21 protein-coding genes are annotated in these 23336 nt (G+C 68.0%); 16 read left to right on the forward strand and 5 right to left on the reverse strand.

Annotated features, from left to right (window positions below):
* Positions 1-80: 80 nt before the first annotated feature.
* Together IWH25_RS13110 and map are read right to left on the reverse strand one after the other, a co-directional pair.
* A complete protein-coding gene (locus IWH25_RS13110; protein WP_203386233.1) occupies positions 81-2660 on the reverse strand; it encodes a [protein-PII] uridylyltransferase in 2580 nt (859 codons plus the stop codon).
* Positions 2661-2676: 16 nt separating this feature from the next.
* A complete protein-coding gene (map, locus tag IWH25_RS13115) occupies positions 2677-3480 on the reverse strand; it encodes a type I methionyl aminopeptidase (RefSeq protein ID WP_203386234.1) in 804 nt (267 codons plus the stop codon).
* Positions 3481-3774: 294 nt separating this feature from the next.
* Here map and rpsB point away from each other — a divergent pair, with 294 nt between their 5' ends.
* The 16 genes from rpsB to IWH25_RS13195 all read left to right on the forward strand — a co-directional run bounded on the left by rpsB (position 3775) and on the right by IWH25_RS13195 (position 18692).
* The gene (gene rpsB / locus IWH25_RS13120; protein WP_203386235.1) at positions 3775-4515 is read left to right on the forward strand and encodes a 30S ribosomal protein S2; all 741 of its coding nucleotides are present in this window, start codon (positions 3775-3777) and stop codon (positions 4513-4515) included.
* 75 nt (positions 4516-4590) lie between these two features.
* Entirely contained in the window at positions 4591-5487 is an 897-nt protein-coding gene (tsf, locus tag IWH25_RS13125; RefSeq protein WP_203386236.1) for a translation elongation factor Ts, read from the forward strand.
* A gap of 24 nt (positions 5488-5511) precedes the next feature.
* Complete coding sequence (pyrH, locus tag IWH25_RS13130; protein ID WP_203386237.1) at positions 5512-6234, forward strand: UMP kinase; 723 nt, start codon at positions 5512-5514, stop codon at positions 6232-6234.
* Positions 6235-6247: 13 nt separating this feature from the next.
* Positions 6248-6805 carry a ribosome recycling factor gene (gene frr, locus IWH25_RS13135; RefSeq protein WP_203386238.1) on the forward strand — a complete coding sequence of 186 codons (558 nt, stop codon included), beginning with the start codon at positions 6248-6250 and terminating at the stop codon, positions 6803-6805.
* A gap of 26 nt (positions 6806-6831) precedes the next feature.
* On the forward strand, positions 6832-7635 hold the full coding sequence (uppS, locus tag IWH25_RS13140; RefSeq protein ID WP_203386239.1) for a polyprenyl diphosphate synthase: 804 nt from the start codon (positions 6832-6834) through the stop codon (positions 7633-7635).
* Positions 7628-8461: a phosphatidate cytidylyltransferase gene (locus IWH25_RS13145; RefSeq protein ID WP_203386240.1), complete on the forward strand. Its 834-nt coding sequence runs from the start codon at positions 7628-7630 to the stop codon at positions 8459-8461. Before uppS ends, IWH25_RS13145 begins: the two co-directional genes overlap by 8 nt.
* Positions 8462-8467: 6 nt before the next feature.
* Complete coding sequence (gene ispC / locus IWH25_RS13150; protein WP_203386241.1) at positions 8468-9670, forward strand: 1-deoxy-D-xylulose-5-phosphate reductoisomerase; 1203 nt, start codon at positions 8468-8470, stop codon at positions 9668-9670.
* Positions 9667-11034 carry an RIP metalloprotease RseP gene (rseP, locus tag IWH25_RS13155; RefSeq protein WP_203386242.1) on the forward strand — a complete coding sequence of 456 codons (1368 nt, stop codon included), beginning with the start codon at positions 9667-9669 and terminating at the stop codon, positions 11032-11034. The genes ispC and rseP overlap by 4 nt, the downstream gene beginning before the upstream one ends.
* Positions 11035-11036: 2 nt before the next feature.
* Positions 11037-13370, forward strand: coding sequence for an outer membrane protein assembly factor BamA (bamA, locus tag IWH25_RS13160; protein ID WP_203386243.1), 2334 nt, complete (start codon positions 11037-11039; stop codon positions 13368-13370).
* Between the two features lie 51 nt (positions 13371-13421).
* Positions 13422-13892, forward strand: a complete 471-nt coding sequence (locus IWH25_RS13165) for an OmpH/Skp family outer membrane protein (RefSeq protein WP_203389249.1) — start codon at positions 13422-13424, stop codon at positions 13890-13892.
* Between the two features lie 27 nt (positions 13893-13919).
* Complete coding sequence (gene lpxD, locus IWH25_RS13170; RefSeq protein ID WP_203386244.1) at positions 13920-14951, forward strand: UDP-3-O-(3-hydroxymyristoyl)glucosamine N-acyltransferase; 1032 nt, start codon at positions 13920-13922, stop codon at positions 14949-14951.
* Positions 14952-14956: 5 nt separating this feature from the next.
* Complete coding sequence (fabZ, locus tag IWH25_RS13175) at positions 14957-15397, forward strand: 3-hydroxyacyl-ACP dehydratase FabZ (RefSeq protein WP_203386245.1); 441 nt, start codon at positions 14957-14959, stop codon at positions 15395-15397.
* On the forward strand, positions 15394-16164 hold the full coding sequence (gene lpxA / locus IWH25_RS13180; RefSeq protein WP_203386246.1) for an acyl-ACP--UDP-N-acetylglucosamine O-acyltransferase: 771 nt from the start codon (positions 15394-15396) through the stop codon (positions 16162-16164). The genes fabZ and lpxA overlap by 4 nt, the downstream gene beginning before the upstream one ends.
* Positions 16161-17333, forward strand: a complete 1173-nt coding sequence (lpxB, locus tag IWH25_RS13185; RefSeq protein WP_203386247.1) for a lipid-A-disaccharide synthase — start codon at positions 16161-16163, stop codon at positions 17331-17333. Before lpxA ends, lpxB begins: the two co-directional genes overlap by 4 nt.
* Positions 17314-17910 (forward strand): ribonuclease HII, encoded by a 597-nt coding sequence (gene rnhB, locus IWH25_RS13190; protein ID WP_203386248.1) that lies wholly within the window; start codon positions 17314-17316, stop codon positions 17908-17910. The genes lpxB and rnhB overlap by 20 nt, the downstream gene beginning before the upstream one ends.
* Before the next feature lie 5 nt (positions 17911-17915).
* A complete protein-coding gene (locus tag IWH25_RS13195) occupies positions 17916-18692 on the forward strand; it encodes a TrmH family RNA methyltransferase (protein WP_203386249.1) in 777 nt (258 codons plus the stop codon).
* A gap of 57 nt (positions 18693-18749) precedes the next feature.
* Here IWH25_RS13195 and IWH25_RS13200 read toward each other — a convergent pair whose 3' ends face one another.
* From IWH25_RS13200 to ppc, 3 genes are all read right to left on the reverse strand, one after another.
* Positions 18750-19565, reverse strand: coding sequence for a hypothetical protein (locus tag IWH25_RS13200; protein WP_203386250.1), 816 nt, complete (start codon positions 19563-19565; stop codon positions 18750-18752).
* A 68-nt stretch (positions 19566-19633) separates the two neighbouring features.
* Positions 19634-20467, reverse strand: a complete 834-nt coding sequence (ppsR, locus tag IWH25_RS13205; protein WP_203386251.1) for a posphoenolpyruvate synthetase regulatory kinase/phosphorylase PpsR — start codon at positions 20465-20467, stop codon at positions 19634-19636.
* 32 nt (positions 20468-20499) lie between these two features.
* A complete protein-coding gene (ppc, locus tag IWH25_RS13210; protein WP_203386252.1) occupies positions 20500-23265 on the reverse strand; it encodes a phosphoenolpyruvate carboxylase in 2766 nt (921 codons plus the stop codon).
* Positions 23266-23336 lie beyond the last annotated feature (71 nt).

Below are 23336 nucleotides of genomic sequence, written 5' to 3' on the forward strand. Positions count from 1 at the left end.
TGTCTTTACTGTATATTTAGACTGTCCAATTGGAAAGTCAAGAAAGATTTCGCTCCGGCGCATCGCGGCACGCGCCGGGGCTAGATCTTCAGCTGTTCGAGGAGTTCGCTTTCCAGGCGGATGCGGCCGGCGCTCTGGCCGAGGTCGCCGCCGCTGATCAGGAAGGTGTCCTCGGCGCGCTCGCCGAGGGTGGCGATCTTTGCCGTGTGCAGGCTGGCGCCATGCTTCGCCAGTGTCGTCGCGACCGCGTAGAGCAGGCCGGGACGGTCGGCGGCGACCAGCGACAGCACGTAGTTGGCGCCCTTCTCGTCGGCCTCGATCGCTACCGACGGCGCGATCGGGAAGTGCTTCAGCCGGCGCGACAGGCGGGCGGCGAGCGGCGCCTCCGGCGCCGTCTGCAGCGTCAGCCGCTCGATCAACTCGTGCTCGATGTAGCTCAGCATCTCGCGGTCGTTGTCGCGGCCGCTGGTGTCGAGCAGCACGAAGCTGTCCAGCGCGTAGCCGTGCTGGGTGGTGTGGATCTTGGCGTCGACGATGTTGTAGCCGGCACGCGCGAAGAAGCCGACCAGCCGGGCGAAGAGGTCGCGCTGGTCGCGGGTGTAGACCATCACCTGCAGGCCTTCGCTGGCCGGGTTGAGGCGGGCCTTGACCACCGGCTTCTCGTCGTTCGGCCGGTAGTGCAGGCAGCGCGTGTGCCAGGCGATCTCCTCGGCCGAATGGCGCAGGAAATAGACGGTGTCGAGCTGTTTCCACAGGCGCTCGTGCACGGTGGCGGACAGCGCGAAGTAGCGCAAGAGGCGCATCGCCTCGTCCTGCCGCTCCTGGATCACGCCGTGCGGCGCCGGCGCCGCGCCGCCATCGCGCAGCTGGCGCCGGGTCGCGCTGTAGAGGTCCTGCAGCAGCTGCCCCTTCCAGCTGTTCCAGACCTTCGGGCTGGTGCCGCGGATGTCGGCGACGGTGAGCAGGTAGAGCGCGGTCAGGTGTCGCTCGTCGCCGACGATGGCGGCGAAGGCGGCCACCACCTCGGGGTCGGAGACGTCCTGCTTCTGCGCCACCTGCGACATCGTCAGGTGGCGGCGGACCAGCCAGACGACCAGCTCGGCGTCCTCGCCGGCGATGCCGTGGCTGTCGCAGAAGGCCTGCGCGTCGGCGGTGCCTTGTTCGGAATGGTCGCCGCCACGCCCCTTGGCGATGTCGTGGAAGAGGGCGGCGACGTAGAGCAGCCAGTGGCGGTCGAACTCGCTGATCAGCCGCGTGCAGAACGGATATTCGTGCGCGAATTCCTCCATCGTGAACCGGCGCAGGTTGCGCACGACCATCAGGATGTGCTGGTCCACGGTATAGACGTGGAACAGGTCGTGCTGCATCTGGCCGACGATGGCGCCGAAGTTCGGCAGGTAGCGGCCGAGGATGCCGTACTGGTTCATCCGCCGCAGTTCGTGCACGAGGCCGCGCGGCTGCTGGAAGATCTGCAGGAACAGCGCCCGGTTGGCCGGGTCGGCGCGGAAGCGGTCGTCGATCAGCTTGCGCGCGCGGAACAGCGCGCGCAGCGTGCGCGCGGTCATGCCCTTCAGCGTCGCATCCTGTTCGAGCAGCAGGAAGCTTTCGAGGATCGCCGGCGGGTGCCGCTCGAAGACCTGCTCGTCGCGTACGTCGAGCATTTCGTGCGCCGCCTGGAAGCGCTCGTTGATGATCCGCGGCGCCTGGTCGGGCGGCGGGAAGATCGCCGCCCCGAGGTTCTGCAGCAGGATCACGTTCAACTGCGTCACCGACTTGGCGTTGCGGTAATAGTCCTGCATCAGCATTTCGCTGGCGCGGCGGGTCGCCGTCGGGCGGAAGCCGAGCTGCTCGGCGAGCGCCGTCTGGTAGTCGAAGAGCAGGCGGTCCTCGCGCCGGTTGAGGTGGTAGTGCAGGCGGATGCGCAGGCGCTGCAGGCTGGCCTCGCAGCGCTCCAGATGCTCGCGCTCCTCGGCGGTGACGAAGCCGCCGTCCTCGAGGTCGCGCCAGCTGCGGCCCAGCCCGGTGGCCTGCGTGATCCACAGGATCACCTGCAGGTCGCGCAGGCCGCCGGGGCTTTCCTTGATGTTCGGCTCGAGGCTGAACGGCGTGTCCTGGAAGCGCAGGTAGCGCTCGTCCTGCTCGATCCGCTTGGCCTTGAAGAAGGCCTGCGGGTCCAGCGCCGCCCGCAGGCGGCGGAAGAAGCCGTCGAACAGCGCCCCGTTGCCGGTGAGCAGGCGGGCCTCGATCAGCGCGGTCTGGATCGTGATGTCGCCGGCGGCCTCGGCCAGGCATTCGTCCGGCGTGCGCACGCTGTGGCCGATCTCGAGGCCGATGTCCCAGAACAGGCCGACCATTTCCTCCAGCTGCGCCTTCAGCGCCGCATCCGGCTCGCCGGGCAGCAGGATCAGCAGGTCGATGTCGGAGGCCGGGTACAGCTCGCCGCGGCCGTAACCGCCGACCGCGACCAGGGCGAGATCCGCCGGGAACCTCTGTTCCCGCCACAGTCCGGCGAGGACGTCGTCGATCAGCGCGCTGCGCCCGGCGAGCATCGCGACCGCGTCGCCGTCGGCCAGGTAGCGTTCGCGCAGGGCCTTCTGGCCTTCCTGGAGCCGGCCGCGGAAGCGGCCGAGCAGGGCGGCCCGGGGGGGCAGGGGCTTCATGCGCGGTGCGCGACGGTCAGGCGGCGAGCGCGGCGGGCTGCGCGCGGCAGCCGGCCGAGACGGTCAGCACCTCGAAGCCGGCGTCGGTGACCAGCACCGTGTGTTCCCACTGCGCGGACAGGCTGCGGTCCTTGGTGACGATCGTCCAGCCGTCCGGCAGTTCGCGGATCGCCGCCTTGCCGGCGTTGATCATCGGTTCGATGGTGAAGATCATCCCCGGCTCCAGCCGCGGGCCGGTGCCGGCACGCCCGTAGTGCAGCACCTGCGGATCCTCGTGGAACTTGCGGCCGATGCCGTGGCCGCAGAACTCGCGCACCACCGAGTAGCCGTTGCCCTCGGCGTATTTCTGGATGGCGGCGCCGATGTCGCCGAGGTGGCCGCCGGGGCGGACCTGCTTGATGCCGATCCACATGCATTCGAAAGTGATCTCGCACAGCCGCCGGGCCTGGATCGACGCCTCGCCGACCTGGAACATGCGGCTGGTGTCGCCGTGGAAGCCGTCCTTGATCACGGTGATGTCGAGGTTGACGATGTCGCCGTTCTTCAGTGCCTTGTCGCCGGGAACGCCGTGGCAGACCTGGTGATTCACCGAGGCGCAGATCGACTTCGGGTAGGGCTGGTAGCCGGCCGGGGCGTAGTTCAGCGGCGCCGGGACGCAGCCCTGCACGTTCACCATGTAGTCGTGGCAGAGCTTGTCGAGTTCGCCGGTGGTGACGCCGGCCTTGACGAAGGGGGCGACGTAGTCGAGCACTTCGGAGGCCAGGCGGCCGGCGATGCGCATTTTTTCGATTTCTTCGGGGGTTTTGATGCTGATGCTCATGTCGGGGAGGGGCGTTGCGCCAGGAAAGGTCGAAGGATACAGGGAAGGTCCGGCGTTGGGCAATTTCGCCCCGGGAAGGTTCGCCACGGCGGGAAAGTCAGGCGGATTTGAATGCGGCATGGATTGAATGCTACAATTCGAAAGTTTTTTCGCCCCGGGATCGGCCCGGCGGCAAAAAACGAGGCGCGGCCACGGTGGTCGCGTCCAATCCACACACCCGCCGTGTTAAGGGTGCTCCTCGCGCGAGGGGCGGCAGTTGCGGCAGGTGGCGGTTCAACCCTTAAGGAGTCAGCAATGTCTACGACCATGCGTCAGATGCTGGAGGCCGGCGTTCATTTCGGCCACCAGACCCGTTTCTGGAACCCGAAGATGGCCCCGTACATCTTCGGCCACCGCAACAAGATCCACATCGTCAACCTCGAGAAGACGCTCGCCAAGTACAACGAGGCGATGGCCTTCGTGAAGAAGCTGGCGTCCAACCGCGGCACCATCCTCTTCGTCGGCACCAAGCGCCAGGCCCGCGAGATCGTCGCCGAGGAAGCGGCGCGCGCCGGCGCCCCGTGCGTCGACCAGCGCTGGCTGGGCGGCATGCTGACCAACTTCAAGACGGTCAAGGGTTCGATCAAGCGCCTGAAGGACATGGAAGCGATGATCGAGGACGGCTCGGTCGAGAAGCTGGGCAAGAAGGAAGCCCTGATGCTCAAGCGCGAGCACGAGAAGCTGCAGAAGGCGATCGGCGGCATCAAGGACATGGGCGGCCTGCCGGACGCGCTGTTCGTGATCGACGTCGGCTACCACAAGATCGCCATCACCGAAGCCAACAAGCTGGGCATCCCGGTGATCGCCGTGGTCGATACCAACCACTCCCCGGAAGGCGTCGACTACGTCATCCCGGGTAACGACGACTCGTCGCGCGCCATCCGCCTGTACGCCCGCGGCGTCGCCGACGCCATCCTCGAAGGCCGTAGCCAGGTGGTTCAGGAGATCGTGGCCGCCGGCACCGGCGACGACTACGTCGAAGAATCGGCTGAGTAATTTCGTTTTCGTTTGAACCCGATACGGCCGCGACGGGGCACCCCGAGCGGCCGTATCCGTAAGCTGGAGAAGAAAATGGCGGCAATTACCGCAAGCATGGTGGCAGAACTGCGCGCGAAGACCGACGCGCCGATGATGGAATGCAAGAAGGCGCTGACCGAAGCCGACGGCGACATGGCCAAGGCGGAAGAGGTTCTGCGCGTCAAGCTGGGCAACAAGGCGACCAAGGCCGCGACCCGTATCGCCGCCGAAGGCATCGTCGGCGTCGACATCTCGGCCGACGGCAAGCTCGGCTCGATCATCGAAGTGAACTGCGAGACCGACTTCGTCGCCAAGAACGACGACTTCCTGGCGCTGGTCAAGGGCTGCGCCCAGCTGGTGTCTGGCAAGAACCCGGCCGACGTCGCCGCGCTGTCGGCGCTGCCGATGGGCGAGGGCACGGTCGAGTCGACCCGCACCGCGCTGGTCGGCAAGATCGGCGAGAACATGTCGATCCGCCGCTTCGTCCGCGTCGAAGCCAAGGGCAAGCTGGTTTCCTACATCCATGGCGGCGCCAAGATCGGCGTGCTGCTGGACCTGGTCGGCGGCGACGAGCAGCTGGGCAAGGACATCGCGATGCACATCGCCGCGTCGAAGCCGAAGGCGCTGGACGCCTCGGGCGTGTCGCAGGAGCTGATCGACACCGAGCGCCGCGTCGCCATCGAGAAGGCGCGCGCCGACAACAAGCCGGAAGCGATGCTGGAAAAGATCGCCGACGGCACCGTGCAGAAGTTCCTGAAGGAAGTCACGCTGCTCGCCCAGGTCTTCGTCAAGGCCGAGGACGGCAAGCAGACGATCGAGCAGCTGCTGAAGGCGAAGGGCGCGTCGATCGCCGGCTTCACGCTGTACATCGTCGGCGAGGGCATCGAGAAGAAAGTGTCCGACTTCGCCGCCGAAGTGGCCGCCCAGGCTGCCGCTGCCGCCCAGAAGTAACGCCAGAGAGGTAAACACGAGACCATGACCGACCGCACGCCCAAGTACAAGCGCATCCTCCTCAAGCTCTCCGGCGAAGCCCTGATGGGTGGCGACGCCTACGGCATCAATCGCCAGACGATCGGCGAGATCGTGCAGGAGATCAAGGCGGTGGCCGACCTGGGCGTGCAGATCGGCGTGGTCATCGGCGGCGGCAACATCTTCCGCGGTGTTGCCCCGGCCGCCACCGGCATGGATCGCGCCCAGGCCGACTACATGGGCATGCTGGCGACGGTCATGAACAGCCTGGCGATGCAGGACGCGATGCGCGTCGCCGGCATCAATTGCCGCGTCCAGTCGGCGCTGTCGATCGAGCAGGTGGTCGAGCCATACATCCGCGGCAAGGCCATCCGCTACCTCGAGCAGGGGCGGATCGTCATCTTCGCCGCCGGCACCGGCAACCCGTTTTTCACCACCGATACCGCCGCCGCGCTGCGCGGCGCCGAGATCGGTGCCGAGATCGTGCTCAAGGCGACCAAGGTCGACGGCATCTACACCGCCGACCCGAAGAAGGACGCCGGCGCGACCCGTTTCGACCGTATCAGCTTCGACGAAGCCATCTCGCGCGGCCTCGGCGTCATGGACGCCACGGCCTTCGCGCTGTGCCGCGACCAGAAACTGCCGATCAACGTCTTCTCGATCTTCAAGGCCGGCGCGCTGCAGCGCGTGGTGATGGGCGAGAACGAAGGCACGCTGGTCTATTGCTGAAGGAGAGCCCCCAATGATCGCCGACATCAAGAAGAACACCGAATCCAAGATGCAGAAGTCGCTCGAGGCGCTGAAGAACGACCTCGCCAAGGTGCGCACCGGCCGTGCCCATACCGGCCTCCTCGACCACATCCAGGTCGAGTACTACGGTTCGCCGGTGCCGCTCGCCCAGGTCGCCAACGTGACCCTGATCGACGCCCGGACGATCGGCGTGCAGCCGTGGGAGAAGCCGATGGTGGCCAAGGTCGAGAAGGCCATCCGCGAATCGGACCTCGGCCTCAATCCGGCGACGCAGGGCGAGCTGATCCGCGTGCCGATGCCGGCGCTGACCGAGGAGCGCCGCCGCGAACTGACCAAGGTCGTCAAGCACGAGGGCGAGAACGCCAAGGTCGCCGTGCGCAACCTGCGCCGCGACGCGAACAATTCGCTCAAGGATGCCGTCAAGGCGAAGACCATCTCCGAGGACGACGAGCGCCGCGCCCAGGACGAGATCCAGAAGCTCACCGACAAGTACGTCGCCGAAATCGACAAGATGCTCGCCCAGAAGGAGAGCGAGCTGATGGCCGTCTGACGGGTCGCGGACGCAAGGACCCGGCAATGAGCCGCTTCTCCAGTTCGACGCAGGACATCCCCGCCAGCGGCGACGTGCCCCGCCACGTCGCCATCATCATGGACGGCAACGGCCGCTGGGCCAAGAAGCGCTTCATGCCGCGCGTCGCCGGCCATACGCGCGGCGTCGAGACGGTGCGCGAGATGGTTCGCGCCTGCCTCGAGCGCGGCATCGGCTACCTGACGCTGTTCGCCTTCAGCTCCGAGAACTGGCGCCGCCCGGAAGAGGAGGTGACGCTGCTGATGCAGCTGTTCGTGCGCGCGCTGCAGCACGAGGTGGTCAAGCTGCACCGCAACGGCGTGCGCCTGCGCGTCATCGGCGACCTCACGCGCTTCGACGACAAGCTGCAGCAGATGATCCGCGTCGCCGAGGAAAAAACCGCCGGCAACGACAAGCTGACGCTGACCATCGCCGCCAACTACGGCGGCCGCTGGGACATCCTGCAGGCGGCCAACCGCCTCGCGCTGGCCGAGCCGGAAAAGGCCGGCCGCTGGCAGGAGAGCGACCTCGCGCCGTACCTCTCGATGCACTACGCGCCGGAGCCCGACCTGTTCATCCGCACCGGCGGCGAGGAACGCATCAGCAACTTCCTGCTCTGGCAGCTCGCCTACACCGAGTTCCATTTCACCGAGACCCTCTGGCCCGAGTTCAACGAGGCCGCGCTCGACCTGGCGATCGCCTCGTTCCGCCGCCGCGAACGTCGCTTCGGCCGCACCAGCGAACAGCTGCGGGCCGACCCGCATCCGGCGGCGACGGCTGCCGACCCCGCGAGCTCCCGCCTCGATGCTTAGAACGCGGGTCATTACCGCGCTCGCCCTGCTTGCCGGGCTGCTGCCGGCGCTCTTCCTGCTGCCGCCGCTGGCCTGGGCCTGGCTGATCGCCGTGCTGGCGGCGCTCGCCGGCTGGGAGTGGGGCGGCTTCATGCGCCTCGGGCCGCCGGCCCGCGTCGCCCTGGGTGCCGCCTTCTTCGCCGTCTGCGGCGGCGCGATCCTGAGCTTTCCGTCAGCGCTCGGCGGCGACGGCTGGTCGCCGGCGGTCGGCTGGGCGCTCGGTCGCTGGCTGTACGTCCCGTCGGCGCTGTTCTGGTTGCTCGTGCTGCCGTTCTGGCTGCGCCGGCGCTGGCCGCTGCCCGGCGTTGCCGGCGGCCTGGCCGTCGGCGCCGTCGTCCTGCTGCCGACCTGCCTGGCGCTGGTGCAGCTGCGCCAGCTCGGCCCGCTCGCGCTGCTGGCGGTGATGGCCATCGTCTGGGCTGCCGACGTCGCCGCCTATTTCGCCGGCCGCGCCTTCGGCAAGCGCAAGCTGGCGCCGAACATCAGCCCCGGCAAGACCTGGGCCGGCGCCTGGGGCGCGGTCGCCGGCGTGCTGGTCTACGGCTTCGCCGCGGCGGGCCTGCTGCCGCAGGCGCTGCAGCGCGGCGCGGCCGGCTTTGCGCTGATCCTCGTCGCGCTGACTGCGCTGTCGATCGTCGGCGACCTGTTCGAATCGCTGCTCAAGCGCCAGGCCGGGATCAAGGACAGCAGCAACCTGCTGCCCGGGCACGGGGGAATTCTCGACCGCATCGACAGTCAGACCTCGACCCTGCCGTTCGTCGCGCTGCTCTGGCTCTTCGTTTCCTGATTCCGCATGGCCATCCAGAACCTCACGATCCTCGGCTGCACCGGCTCGATCGGCGTCAATACGCTCGACGTGCTGCGCCGCCATCCCGACCGCTACCGCGTGCTGGCGCTGTGCGCGCACCGCCAGGCCGAGCTGCTGTTCTCCCAGTGTGCCGAATTCCGGCCGCGCTACGCGGTGCTCGGCGACGCCGACAGCGCCGCTGCGCTGCAGGTCCGGCTGCGCGCCGCGGCGCTGCCGACCGAGGTACTGCACGGCGTCGAGGCGCTGGAGCGGATGGCGGCGCTGCCCGAGGTCGATGCCGTGATGGCGGCGATCGTTGGTGCCGCCGGCCTGCGCCCGACGCTGGCGGCGGCGCGCGCCGGCAAGAAGATCCTGCTTGCGAACAAGGAAGCGTTGGTCATGGCCGGCCCGGTGTTCATGCGCGCGGTGCGCGAGCACGGCGCGGTGCTGCTGCCGATCGATAGCGAACATAACGCTATTTTTCAATCGCTTCCAGATGGTTTTGAAAGTGATTTGTCACGCGACTTGCCGGCCCGCGGCATCCGCCGCCTGCTGCTGACCGCGTCCGGCGGCCCGTTCCGCCAGCGCTCGCCGGCCGAACTCGAAGGCGTCACGCCGGAGCAGGCGGTGGCGCATCCGAACTGGGTGATGGGGCGCAAGATCTCGGTCGACTCGGCGACGATGATGAACAAGGGCCTCGAGGTGATCGAGGCGCACTGGCTGTTCGGGATGGATGCCGATCGCATCGACGTGGTGATCCATCCGCAGAGCGTGATCCACTCGCTGGTCGAGTACGTCGACGGCTCGGTGATCGCGCAGCTCGGCAACCCGGACATGCGCACGCCGATCGCGCACGCGCTGGCCTACCCGGAGCGGATCGAGGCCGGCGTCGGTTCGCTCGACCTGTTCAAGATCGGCCGCCTCGACTTCGAGGCACCGGACGACGCCCGCTTTCCCTGCCTGGCGCTCGCCTTCCGTGCGCTGCGTGCCGGCGGCAGCGCGCCGGCGACGCTGAATGCGGCGAACGAGGTGGCGGTGCAGGCCTTCCTCGACGGCGAACTGGGATTCACCGGCATTCCGGCGCTGATCGCCGCCGCGCTCGATGCGCTGCCGGCGGTGGCGCTCGACACGCTGGACGACGTGCTCGCCGCCGACGCCCGCGCCCGCGCCTTCGCCCGCGAGCAGCTGGCGCGCCAGGTCGCCGCATGAGCGATTTCCTGTACTACCTCGCCGCCTTCGCGGTGGTGATCGGCGTGCTGGTCGTCGTGCACGAATACGGCCACTACGCGGTCGCCCGGCTGTGCGGCGTCAAGGTGCTGCGCTTCTCGGTCGGCTTCGGCCGTGCGATCTGGCTGCGGCGTTTCGGGGCGGACCAGACGGAATGGGCGATCGGCCTCTTTCCGCTGGGCGGCTACGTGAAGATGCTCGACGAGCGCGAGGCGCCGGTCGCCGCGCACGAACTGCACCGCGCCTTCAACCGGCAGTCGGTGTGGCGGCGGATCGCCATCGTCGCCGCCGGCCCGCTGGCCAACTTCCTGCTCGCGATCGTCGTCTATTGGGGCGTCTTCTGGCACGGCACCGAGGAATTGCGGCCGGTGCTCGGCACCCCGCCGGCGGCGACCGCCGCCGCCGCGGCCGGCGTCGAAAACGGCGAGCGCGTCGTCAAGGTTGCCGGCGAGGCGGTGCAGACCTGGGAGGACGTGCGCTGGCGGCTGCTGCAGCTGGCCTCGGACGACAACGACGCGTTGCTCGAGGTGATCAACGAGCGCCACGAGATCGCCGTGCGCCGGCTCGACCTCGCCGCGATCCGCGAGGCGGGCTGGGAGGGCGACGCCTTCCAGCGGCTCGGCCTGACCTATTTCCGGCCGCAGCTGCCGCCGGTGATCGGTCGCGTCCTCGGCGGCAGCGCCGGGGAACGCGCCGGGCTGCAGGCTGGCGACGTCTTCCTCGAGATCGAAGGCGAGAAGATCGCCACCTGGGCCGACGTCGTGCGCATCGTCCGCGCGGCGCCGGGCAAGTCGCTGCAGGTGTTGCTGGTGCGCGGCGAGAGCGAGCTCGCGCTGACCGCCGTTCCCGATCTGCAGGAGGAGCGTGGCCGCCGTCTCGGCCGCCTCGGCATCTCCGTCCAGGAGACGGGGCAGCGGCGCGACGACCTCACCGTCGTCGTCGCCTACGGGCCGGTCGATGCGTTCGGTCGCGCCCTGCACGAAACCTGGGAGAAGTCGGTGTTCAGCCTGGTCATGCTGGGCAAGATGGTGACCGGCGAGGTGTCCTGGCGCAACCTCTCCGGGCCGGTGACGATCGCCGACTACGCCGGGCAGTCGGCGAAGCTCGGCATCGAGTACTACCTGAAGTTCATGGCCCTCGTCAGCATCAGCCTCGGCGTGCTCAATCTGCTGCCGATCCCGATTCTGGATGGGGGGCATTTAATGTATTATGTCGTCGAAATCATCAAACGCGGCCCGCTCTCCGAGCGCAGCATGGAAATCGGCCAGCAGATCGGGCTGGCACTGCTTCTGATGCTGATGGCGTTTGCCTTCTATAACGATATCAATCGACTGATTTCCGGCTGAAGATGAAGAAAAACCTGCTTGCAGGTCTGATTGCGGCAATTATTGCCTCGAGTGCGGGCGCATTCGAACCATTCACGATCAAGGACATCCGTATCGAGGGCATCCAGCGGACCGAGGCGGGCACGGTATTCAGCTACCTGCCGGTGAAGGTCGGCGACACGATGACCAACGAGAAGGCGGCGCAGGCGATCAAGGCGCTGTTTGCGACCGGCTTCTTCAAGGACGTGCGCATGGAGGTCGAGGGCGAGGTCCTGGTGGTCGCCCTCGAGGAGCGACCGGCGATCTACACGATCGACTTCGTCGGCCTCAAGGAATTCGACAAGGACCAGCTGAAGAAGGCGCTGCGCGACAACGGCATCGCCGAAGGCCGCATCTTCGACCGGGCGACGCTCGAGCGCGCCGAGCAGGAACTGAAGCGCCAGTACCTGTCGCGCGGCAAGTACGGCGTGGCGATCACGACGACGATCACACCGCTCGAACGCAACCGCGTCGCGATCAACTTCAACATCGAGGAAGGCGACGCCGCCAGCATCAAGCAGATCAACCTGGTCGGCGTCTCGGCCTTCAAGGAAAAGGATCTGCTCGAGCTGTTCCAGCTGCGCACGCCGAACTGGATCTCCTGGTATACGAAGAGCGACCAGTATTCGCGCCAGAAGCTCGCGGCCGACCTGGAGTCGCTGCGTTCCCACTACCTGAACCGCGGCTACCTCGAATTCAACATCGATTCGACGCAGGTCTCGATCTCGCCGGACAAGAAGGACATCTACATCACCGTCAGCATCACCGAAGGCGAGCGCTACGCGGTCAGCTCGGTGAAGCTCGCCGGCGACCTGCTGCTGCCCGAGGCCGAGCTGCGCAAGCTGGTGCAGGTCAAGCCCGGCGACGTCTTCTCGCGCGAGAAGCTGAACGAGTCGACCAAGGCGATTTCCGACCGGCTCGGTGCGCAGGGCTACGCCTTCGCCAACGTCAACGCGGCGCCGGAGCTGGACAAGGAAAAGCGCCAGGTCGCGTTCACCATCTTCGTCGACCCCGGCAAGCGCGTTTATGTGCGCCGGATCAACGTCACCGGCAACACCAAGACACGCGACGAGGTGATCCGCCAGGAAATGCGCCAGATCGAGGGCGCCTGGTACGACGCCGACAAGGTCCAGCTGTCGAAGCAGCGCATCGACAAGACCAACTACTTCGGCGAGGTCAACGTCGAGACGCCGCCGGTGCCCGGCACCACCGACCAGGTCGACGTGAACGTCAACGTCGCCGAGAAGAACACCGGCAACATCTCGCTCGGCGCCGGCTTCTCCAGCTCCGAAAAGGTGATCCTGTCCGGCTCGATCAGCCAGGCCAACCTGTTCGGCAGCGGCAAGTTCGCCTCGCTGTCGCTGAATACCGGCAAGATCAACCGTACGGCGGCCTTCTCGTACACCAATCCGTATTTCACGGTCGATGGAGTCAGCCAGGGCTTCGACGTCTATCACCGGCGCACCGACCCGACCAAGAGCAGCATCTCGGTCGGCAATTACCGCTCCTCGTCGACCGGCGGCGGCGTCCGCTGGGGCTTCCCGATCGGCGAGAAGGAATCGATCAGCGTCGGCATCGCGATCGACCACACCGCGCTCGACGTCGACACCACCAGCCCGTTCCGCTACCAGCAGTTCGTCAACAAGTACGGCGATTCCAACATCAGCCTGCCGCTGACTGCCGGCTGGGCCTCGGACGGCCGCGACAGCGTCCTCTATCCGAACAAGGGCACCTACCAGCGCGTCGCGCTCGAAGTGGCGGCGCCCCCGGGCGACCTCAAATACTACCGGATGACCTACTCCTTCCAGCGCTACGTGCCGCTGAGCAAGGATTTCACGCTGTTCCTCAGCGGCGAGGCCGGCTACGGCAACGGCTTCGGCGGCCAGGACGGCCTGCCGTTCTACAAGAACTTCTTCGGCGGCGGCATGGGCACCGTGCGCGGTTACGAGACGGCCAGCCTCGGCCCGCTCGACACCGTCTGCGACAACTACGTGACGCGGACCAACTGTCGTTCCTCGGAAGACCGTATCGGCGGCAACCGCAAGATCAACGGCACCGCCGAGGTGCTCTTCCCGATGCCGGGCTTCGGGGCGGACCGCTCGGTGCGCCTGGGCGTCTTCGTCGACGCCGGCCAGGTCTGGGGCAAGGGCTCCGACAACCAGAACGTCGACACCGGACCGATCCGCTTCAGCACCGGCCTCTCGGCGCTATGGAATTCCCCGATGGGTCCGCTAAAATTCAGCGTCGCCGCGCCAATCAACAAGCAGGACGGAGACAAGGCGCAAACGTTCCAGTTCCAGATGGGACAGACTTTCTAAACAGGAGATGTTGCTTTGAACAAGAAGATCGCCACTTTGCTCGTCGCCTTCATGGCTGCGCTGCCCATCGCCCAGGCCGTGGCGGCAGAGATGAAGATCGGCTACGTCAATACCCAACGGATTTTCCGCGACGCGCCGGCGGCGCAGAAGGCCGCGAAGAAGATCGAGAGCGAATTTTCGAAGCGCGACCAGGACCTGCAGCGCATGGCCAAGCAGTTGCAGTCCATGCAGGAGGGACTGGAAAAGAACGGCGTGACGATGCCGGAGAGCGAGCGCCGGACCAAGGAACGCGAGCTGAACGACCTGTCGCGCGACTTCCAGCGCAAGCAGCGCGAGTTCCGTGAAGACCTCAACCTGCGCCAGAACGAAGAGAACGCTGCGATCATCGAGAAGGCCAACAAGGCGATCAAGCAGATCGCCGAGTCGGAAAAGTACGACCTGATCGTGCAGGACGTCGTCTGGGTCAGCCCCAAGCTGGACATCACCGACAAGGTCATCAAGGCGCTGTCCGAAGGCAAGTAAGCCATTCGGTACGCTAGCGGTGAACGTGTGCCAGGAGGTCTGCGGCTCGACGAGATCGTCGCCCGTCTCGGCGGAGAGCTGAGGGGCGACGGTTCCGTCGTCGTCTCGCAAGTCGGCACCCTCGCCGGCGCCGGCGCGGGGCAGATCGCCTTCCTGGCCAATCCCAAGTATCGCAAGCAGCTGGCGACGACCGGCGCGGCGGCGGTGATCGTGCCGCCGGCAGCCGCCGACGACACCGCGCTGCCGCGCATCGTCCACCCGAATTCCTACGCCTACTACGCGCGCGTCGTCGCGCTGCTCAACCCGCCGGCGCAACGCCCGCGCGGCGCGCATCCGAGCGCGGTGGTGCATTCGCCGCTGCCGGCCTCGGCCAGCGTCGGCGAGCACGTGGTGGTCGGCGAGCGGGTGACGATCGGCGAGGACGTCACGCTCTATCCGGGCGTCGTCGTCGGCGACGGCGTCAGCATCGGCGACGGCTCGGTGCTTTACCCGAACGTCGTCGTCTATCGCGACTGCGTGATCGGCGCACGGGCGGTGATCCAGGCCGGCGCGGTGATCGGTTCGGACGGCTTCGGCTTCGCGAAGGAGGGCGACCGCTGGCTGAAGATCCCGCAGATCGGCCGCGTCGTCATCGGCGACGACGTCGAGGTCGGCGCCAACACCTCGATCGACCGCGGCGCGCTCGACGACACGGTGATCGGCAACGGGGTGAAGCTCGACAACCAGATCCAGATCGCGCACAACGTGCGCATCGGCGACAACGCGGCGATGGCCGGCTGCGTCGGCGTCGCCGGCAGCACCACGATCGGCGCCCGGTGCACGGTCGGCGGCGCCGGCATGATCATCGGTCACCTCGAACTGGCCGACGACGTGCACGTGTCGGCCGGCACGATGGTGACCAAGAGCCTGGCCAGGCCCGGGCAGTACACCAGCATCTTTCCGCTCGAGGCGCACGACGACTGGCTGCACAACGCGGCCCAGATCAAGCGCCTGGCGAAGCTCGCGCAGCGCGTCGCCGAGCTTGAGAAAAAACTTGAAGAAATGGAGAAAACAAATTGAATAATATGGATATTCATGCAATCATCGAACACCTGCCGCACCGCTATCCCTTCCTGCTGGTGGATCGCGTCGTGGCGCTCGAGGAGGGCAAGTCGATCCATGCCTACAAGAACGTGACCATCAACGAACCGTTCTTCACCGGCCACTTCCCGCACCATCCGGTGATGCCCGGCGTGCTGATCATGGAAGCGCTGGCGCAGGCCGCCGGCATCCTGTCGTTCAGGACGATGGGCAGCAAGCCGGACCCCAACTCGGTGTTCTACTTCGTCGGCATCGACGGCGCCCGCTTCAAGAAGCCGGTGATGCCGGGCGACCAGCTGCACCTGCACGTCGAGATCCTGCGCCAGATGCGCGGCATCTGGAAGTACAAGTGCGAAGCCCGTGTCGACGGCCAGGTCGTCGCCGAGGCCGAGCTGATGTGCGCCAAGAGGGACATCGCCGAATGATCCACCCGACCGCCATCGTCCACCCGAACGCGAAGATCGGCGCCCACGTCGAGATCGGCGCCTACTCGATCATCGGCGAGCACGTCGAGATCGGCGACAGCACCTGGATCGGCCCGCACGTCGTGATCAACGGCCACACCACGATCGGCCGCGACAACCGCATCTTCCAGTTCGCCTCGCTCGGCGAGGTGCCGCAGGACAAGAAGTACGCCGGCGAGCCGACCCGGCTCGAGATCGGCGACCGCAACACGATCCGCGAGTTCTGCACCTTCAACCTGGGTACCGCCCAGGACGTTGGCGTCACCCGCATCGGCAACGACAACTGGATCATGGCCTACGTGCATATCGCGCACGACTGCCAGGTCGGCAACAACACCACCTTCGCCAACAACTCGCAGCTCGCCGGCCACGTCCATATCGACGACTGGGCGATCCTCGGCGGCTTCACCGGCGTGCACCAGTTCTGCCGGGTCGGCGCGCACGTGATGACCGCCGTCGGCACCGTCATCCTGCAGGATGTGCCGCCGTACGTGATGGCCGCCGGCAACACCGCCTCGCCGTACGGGCTGAACGCGGAAGGGCTGAAGCGCCGCGGCTTCTCGGCGGAGGCGCTGCAGGCGCTGAAGCGTGCCTACCGCACGCTCTACAAGTCCGGCCTGATGCTGGAAGAAGCCCGCGTCAAACTGGAGGAAGAGGCGCGCATGCACCCCGAGGTGCAGCGCTTCGTCGACTTCCTCGCCGTCTCCAAGCGCGGCATCATCCGATGACCCTGCGCGTCGCCATGGTGGCGGGCGAAGCGTCGGGAGACCTGCTCGCCAGCCACCTCATCGCCGCGCTCAAGGCGCGCGTTCCCGACGCCGTGTTCTACGGCATCGGCGGGCCGAAGATGGCGGCGCAGGGCTTCGACGCCTGGTGGCCGGCGGAAACGCTGGCGGTGATGGGCTTTTCCGACGCCCTGAAGCGCTACCGCGAGCTGTCCGGCATCCGCAGCGAGCTGAAGAAGCGCCTGCTGGCCGATCCGCCCGACGTCTTCATCGGCGTCGACGCCCCCGACTTCAACCTCGACCTGGAAGCGGCACTGAAGGCGCGCGGGATCCCCGCCGTGCATTACGTCAGTCCGTCGATCTGGGCCTGGCGCCGCGGCCGGATCAAGAAGATCCGCCGTGCCGTGTCGCGCATCCTGGCGCTGTTCCCGTTCGAGCCGGAAATCTATGCGCAGGCCGGGGTGCCGGTCAGCTACGTCGGCCACCCTCTCGCCGACCTGCTGCCGATGGACCCGGACCGTGCGGCGACGCGCGAGCTGCTCGGCATCCCGCAGGCGGCACCGGTGTTCGCGCTGCTGCCAGGCAGCCGGCAGGGCGAGCTGCGCTTCCTTGCCGACACCTTCATCGCCGCCGCGCGGCTGGTCCGCGAGCAGCTGCCGGAGGCCCGCTTCCTGGTGCCGCTCGCCACCCGCGAGACGCGGCTGATGTTCGAGCAGGCGCTGTACCGCTGCCAGGCGCAGGACCTGCCGATCCGCCTGCTGTTCGGACACGCGCACGAGGCGATGATCGCCGCCGACGGCGTCCTCGTCGCCAGCGGCACGGCGACGCTGGAGGCGGCGCTCCTGAAGCGGCCGATGGTCATCGCCTACAAGCTGGCGCCGTTCTCGTACTTCCTGATGAAGCGCATGGGCTACCTGCCGTACGTCGGCCTGCCCAACATCCTCGCCGGCCGCTTCGTCGTCCCCGAGTTCATCCAGAAGGCGGCGACGCCGGAGAAGCTCGCCGAGGCGCTGGTCGCGCAGTATGCGGACAAGGAAGGGCGGGCGGCGATCGTCGCCGAGTTCGAGCGCATCCACCACGAGCTGCGGCAGAACACCTCGGAGCGCGCCGCCGAGGCGGTGCTCTCGTGCCTGCGCCGGCAGCCGAGCGGCAATGGCCTTGCAGTGGCCTGAACCGGGGGCCGGCCCGGTCGCCGGCGTCGACGAGGCCGGCCGCGGGCCGCTCGCCGGCCCGGTGGTCGCCGCCGCAGTGATCCTCGATCCGGCGCGGCCGATCGACGGCCTCGACGATTCCAAGAAGCTTTCCGAAGCGGCGCGCGAGCGCCTCGCCATCGAGATCCGCGACAAGGCGCTGGCGTGGGCCGTGGCCGAAGCGAGCGCCGCCGAGATCGACCGCGTGAACATCCTGCAGGCGACCTTCCTCGCCATGCGGCGCGCGCTCGACGGGTTGGCGGTGACGCCGCAACAGGCGCTAATCGACGGCAACAAGGTGCCGCCGGGGCTGTCGTGCGCGGGCGAGGCGGTGGTCAAGGGCGACGGCAGGATCGCCGCGATCGCCGCTGCGTCGATCCTCGCCAAGACCCACCGCGACGCGCTGATGCGCGAATTGGCCCTGGCCCATCCCGAATACGGCTTCGAGCGCCACATGGGCTACCCGACGCCGGCGCACTTCGCCGCGCTGCAGGCGCACGGGCCGTGCCCGGCGCACCGCCGCAGCTTCGCGCCGGTGGCGCAGCTCGCCTTGTTCTGAGCCCGGTGAAGACGATCTCGTCCCGCGACAACCCGCGCTTCAAGCGCCTGCGCAAGTGGGCGACGCAGCATCGCGCGCGGCGCGACGACGGCGTGATCCTGCTCGACGGCCTGCACCTGATCGAGGCGCTCGCCGCGGCCGGCGGCGAACTGCAGGAGCTCGTCCTGTCCGAGAGCGGCGCCGGCCGGCCGGAGATCGCCGCCTGGGTCGCCGCCCACGCCGGCATCGAGCTGCTGCAGTTCCCCGACGCGATGTTCGGCGAGGTTGCGGCGACCGACACGCCGTCCGGCATCCTCGCCGTGGCGAAGGTGCCGCCGCAGCCGGCACCGCGCGCGGATGTCGACTGCCTGCTGCTCGACGGCGTGCAGGATCCCGGCAACGTCGGCACGCTGCTGCGCACCGCCGCCGCCGCCGGCGTCCGCCAGGCGCTGCTCGGCCCCGGCTGCGCCGACGCCTGGGCACCGAAGACGTTGCGTGCCGGGCAGGGGGCGCAGTTCCTGCTGTCGATCCACGAAAACGCCGACCTCGCCGGCTTTCTCGGCGGCTACCGCGGCACCGGCGTCGTCACCCGGCTCGACGCCGCCCGCTCGCTGTACGAGACGCCGCTCGACGGCCCGCTGGCCTGGGTCTTCGGCGCCGAGGGGCAGGGCGTCAGCGCACCGGTGGCGCAGGCGGCGAAGCTCGGCGTGTTCATCCCGATGCCCGGCGGCACCGAGTCGCTCAACGTCGCCGCCGCCGCCGCCGTCTGCCTGTTCGAGGTCGTCCGCCGCCGCGGCGGCTAGACAGCAAAACGGCCGGCGCATTCCGCAGCCGGCCGTCCGTCGCAAGCCGCCAGCGGCTTACTTGTGCTTCTGGTCGATCTCCCAGACCGTCTTCTGCACCAGCCGCTGCACCAGCGAGTCCAGCGTCAGGCCGCCGGCGGCGCCGGAGGAGACGCCGAGCACCGAGGTCGACTTGGCGCCGAGCTCCATCTTCTCCTCGGCGTAGCCGGTCGCCACCTGCTCGGTGGTGTTGGCGTTGATGATCTTGTAGCGCATGCCGATGATCCAGACGCCGGTCGACTCGCCGGTCTGCACCGAGCTGGCGACGACGTTGCCGGCAGCGCCGCCGCGGCCGCCGGCACCGATCGAGATCAGCGAGCCGACGGCGCGGCCGTCGAAGCCCTGCTGCGCCTGCGCGACCTGCTCGGCCTTCAGGATGTCGAACTTCATCACCCACTTGGTGGTCTTGAACTTGCCCTTCTGCAGCACCTTGCGCGCCGCCTTCGGGTCGCCCATCGTATAGGCGAGCTGGAACTCGTTGAGCAGCGGTCCCATGTCGGAGCGCTCGAGCACCTTGAAGTTGGCCTTGCCGAGCTCGAGTTCGGCGTAGTCGGCGATGTTGTTCGGGCCGAACTTCTGCGTGAAGGTGGCGTTGTTGCTCTTCACCTCGCCCGGAATGACCACGATCTGCGGTCCCTTCTTCGCCGCGTTGGCGTATTCGATCGGCTTGTACATGGCCTTGTCGGCCATCTGGTTGGCGGTTTCCGAGGTGCCGCTGCCGGCGGTCGGCGACGGGTTGCCCGGGTCGGTACCGGTGGTCACGCAGGCGGACAGCAGCGCGGCGGCCAGCAGCGCGGCAGCGGACGGCAGGGCGGTTTTGGGCGGGAACGGCATCGTGGGGTCTCCTCCAGGATTCCCGGCGGGCGGGAATGTCGTTGTGATAGCGACCCGCAGTTTAGCAGCTAGAAAACGCGGTTATCCAGCCGGACTTCCTGCATCACCGTGGTCGAGATCTCCTCGATCGACTTGGTCGAGGAATCGAGCCAGCGGATGCCTTCGCGCTTCATCATCTTCTCCGCCTCGCGCACCTCGTTGCGGCAGTTCTCCAGCGACGCGTAGCGGCTGTTCGGCCGCCGCTCCTCGCGAATCTGCGCCAGCCGCTCGGGCTGGATGGTCAGCCCGAACAGCTTGCCGCGGTGCTTCTCCAGCGAGCCGGGCAGGCGGCCGCGGTCGAAGTCCTCGGGGATCAGCGGGAAGTTGGCGGCCTTCAGCCCGAACTGCATGGCCAGGTAGAGCGAGGTCGGCGTCTTGCCACAGCGCGAGACGCCGACCAGGATCACGTCGGCGGTCTCCAGGTCGCGGTCGGTGACGCCGTCGTCGTGCGCCAGCGTGTAGTTGATCGCCTCGATCCGGTTCTTGTAGTCGGAGGTGTCGATCGAGCCGTGCGAGCGGCCGACGGTGTGCGTCGACTGCACGCCCAACTCGGCCTCCATCGGTGCGACGAAGGTCTCGATGAAGGAGAGGCACAGCGCGTCGGCCGCGTGCACCATCTGCGCCAGCTCCGGGTTGACCAGCGTCGTGAATACGATCGGCCGCGCGCCGTCGCTGCGGCCGGCGTCCTCGATGCGCCGGATGACGGCGTGCGCCTTCTCCGGCGTATCGACGAAGGGAATCCGCGCCTGTTTGAAGCGCACGCCTTCGAACTGCGTCAGCAGGCTGTGGCCGAGCGTCTCGGCGGTGATGCCGGTACCGTCGGAGACGTAGAAGACGGAGCGGGCGGCGGCTTGCGGTTCCATGGTGTCCTGGATGTCGGTCGAAAGCCGCGATTCTAGCCGCTGTTGCGCAGGCCCGCCGCGACACCGTTGATCGACAGGTGGATGCCGCGGCGCACGCGCTCGTCGGAATCGCCGGCGCGGTGCCGGCGCAGCAGCTCGACCTGCAGGTGGTTGAGCGGGTCCATGTACGGGAAGCGGTTCTTGATCGAGCGGGCCAGGAGCGGGTTGTCGGCGAGCAGCTCGTCCTGCTCCTCGATCGCCAGCAGGTGCCGGCGGGTCAGCTCCCATTCGGCGCGGATGCGGCCGAAGACGGCGTCGCGCAGCGCCGCGTCGCCGACCAGCTCGGCGTAGCGCGAGGCGATGCCGAGGTCGGTCTTGGCCAGCACCATGTCCATGTTCGACAGCAGCGTGCGGAAGAACGGCCAGCGCTGGTACATCCGGCGCAGCAGGTCGAGGCCGTTCGGGTTGGTCGACAGCCAGGTGTCGACGGCGGTGCCGAAGCCGTACCAGCCCGGCAGCATCAGCCGGCACTGCGCCCAGCTGAACACCCAGGGGATCGCGCGGAGGTCCTCGATACGGTCGGAGGCCTTGCGCGAGGCCGGGCGGCTGCCGATGTTGAGCTGCGAGATTTCGGACACCACGGTCGATTCGCGGAAGTAGGTGGTGAAGCCCTCGGTCTCGTAGACTAGGCCGCGGTAGGCGCGGAAGGCCAGCTCCGAGAGCGTGTCCATGACGCCGCGGAAGGCCGCCGGCTCGGCCTCGTGTTCGAGGTTCAGCAGCGTCGCCTCGAGCGTCGCCGCGGCGAGGATCTCCAGGTTGCGGCGGCCGACCTCGGGGTTCGAGTATTTGGAGGCGATTACCTCGCCCTGCTCGGTGATGCGGATCTGCCCGGAAACGGCGCCGTCCGGTTGCGCCAGGATGGCCTGGTAGCTCGGGCCGCCGCCGCGGCCGACCGAACCGCCGCGGCCGTGGAACAGGCGTAGCCGCACGCCGTGCTTCCTGAACACCTCGGTCAGCCCGACCTCGGCCTTGTACAGCTCCCAACCCGAGGTCAGGAAGCCGCCGTCCTTGTTGCTGTCGGAGTAGCCGAGCATCACCTCGTGCTCGTCGCCGCGCGAGGCGACCAGCGCCCGGTAGGCGGCCAGCCCGAAGATGCGGTCCATCACGCCGGCGCTGGCCTGCAGGTCGCCGATCGTCTCGAACAGCGGGATGATGTTCATCGACAGCGCCGGCGGCTTGCCCGGCTGCAGCAGGCCGGCTTCCTTCAGCAGCAGCGCCACCTCGAGCAGGTCGGAGACGCCGTCGGTCTTCGAGATGATGCAGTTCGGCAGCGCCGCGGCGCCGTACTTTTCGCGCAGCTCCCTGGCGGCGAAGAAGATCGCCAGCTCGCCGGCGGCCTCCTCGGAATAGGCGACGTGCGGCGAGTGCAGCGGGCGCGGGCTGGCGATCTCGGTCAGCAGCAGGCCGATGCGCGCGTCCTCGGGCAGTTTCTCGTAGGCCATGCAGACGCCGGCCTTCGCCAGCAGTTCGCCGACGGTGCGCTCGTGCACGTCGGAGTTCTGCCGCAGGTCGATCGGCGCCAGGTGGAAGCCGAACACCTCGACCGCACGGATCAGCCGGCGCAGCCGGCCGCCGGCGAGCAGCGCCGCGCCGTGCGCCTGCAGCGACGCGGCGAGCACGCCGAGGTCGCCGGCCAGCTCGGCCGCTGCGGCGTACGGTTCGGCGTCGGCGATCGCGTGCCGCGTCGCCTCGTGCCGGTCGAGGGCGCGGGCGGTGGCCGCCAGCCGCGCGTAGATGCCGGTCAGCGCACGGCGGTAGGGCTCGTCGGCGCGGTGCGTCGAGTGGTCGGGCGAGCTGGCGGCGAGCGCCTCGAGTTCGGGCGTGACGGCGACCAGCATCTGCGACAGCGGCAGCTCGCCGCCGAGCGCATGCAGCTCGCCGAGGTAGAACTCGAGCGCCGCCGTCGACTGCAGGCGCAGGCCGGCGCGCAGAATGTCGGCGGTGACGAAGGGGTTGCCGTCGCGGTCGCCGCCGATCCACGAGCCGATGCGGAAGAAGGGCGGCAGCGACCAGTCCCGGTGCTCGGGGAAGGCCGCGGCGAGCTGGTCCTCGAACTGCGCGTAGAGGCGCGGCAGCTCGGCGAAGAAGGTCTCGTCGTAGTAGCTGATGCCGTTCCTGATCTCGTCGACCACCGCCAGCCGGTTCGGGCGCAGCATGCGCGTGCGCCACAGCGTCAGCACCGCGCGCCGCAGCGCGAGGTCGTTCTCCGCCGTTTCCTCGGGCGTCAGCGCCATGCGGTCGCGCGTATCGAGCAGCCGGGCGACCTCGTGCTGGCACTGCAGGATGCTCTTGCGGCTGACTTCGGTCGGGTGCGCGGTCAGCACCGGCGAAACCAGCGCGACATCGAGCACCTTCCTCACCACCTGCGGCGCGATGCCGGCTGCCTTCAGGCGCTCCAGCGTGTGCGCCAGGCTGCCGTCGCGCGGCTTCGACCCGGCCAGGTCGTGTGCGCGGCGGCGGCGGATGTGGTGCTGGTCCTCGGCGATGTTGGCGAGGTGCAGGAAGTAGGAGAAGGCGCGGACGACCGCGATCATCGTCTCGCGCGGCAGCCCGTCGAGGATCGCCTGCAGTTCGGCGCCCGCCTGGGCATCGGCGTCGCGGTCGAAGCGGATCGAGGTCTGGCGGATCTTCTCGACGACGGCGAACACCGCCTCGCCTTCCTGCTCGCGCACGGTGTCGCCGAGCAGCCGCCCGAGCAGGCGGATGTCGTCGCGCAGCGGCAGATCCTTCAGGTCCTTGTTCTCTTCGTTGTTGCTCACGGTGCTGTCCTCGTCGGTTTCGTCGGCCACCCCACAAGACGAAGGAGGCGAAAGTTCCTTGCGGAGCTTCC

This window comes from Azospira restricta (assembly GCF_016858125.1).
In the GTDB taxonomy this organism is placed as follows: Bacteria; Pseudomonadota; Gammaproteobacteria; order Burkholderiales; family Rhodocyclaceae; genus Proximibacter; species Proximibacter restrictus.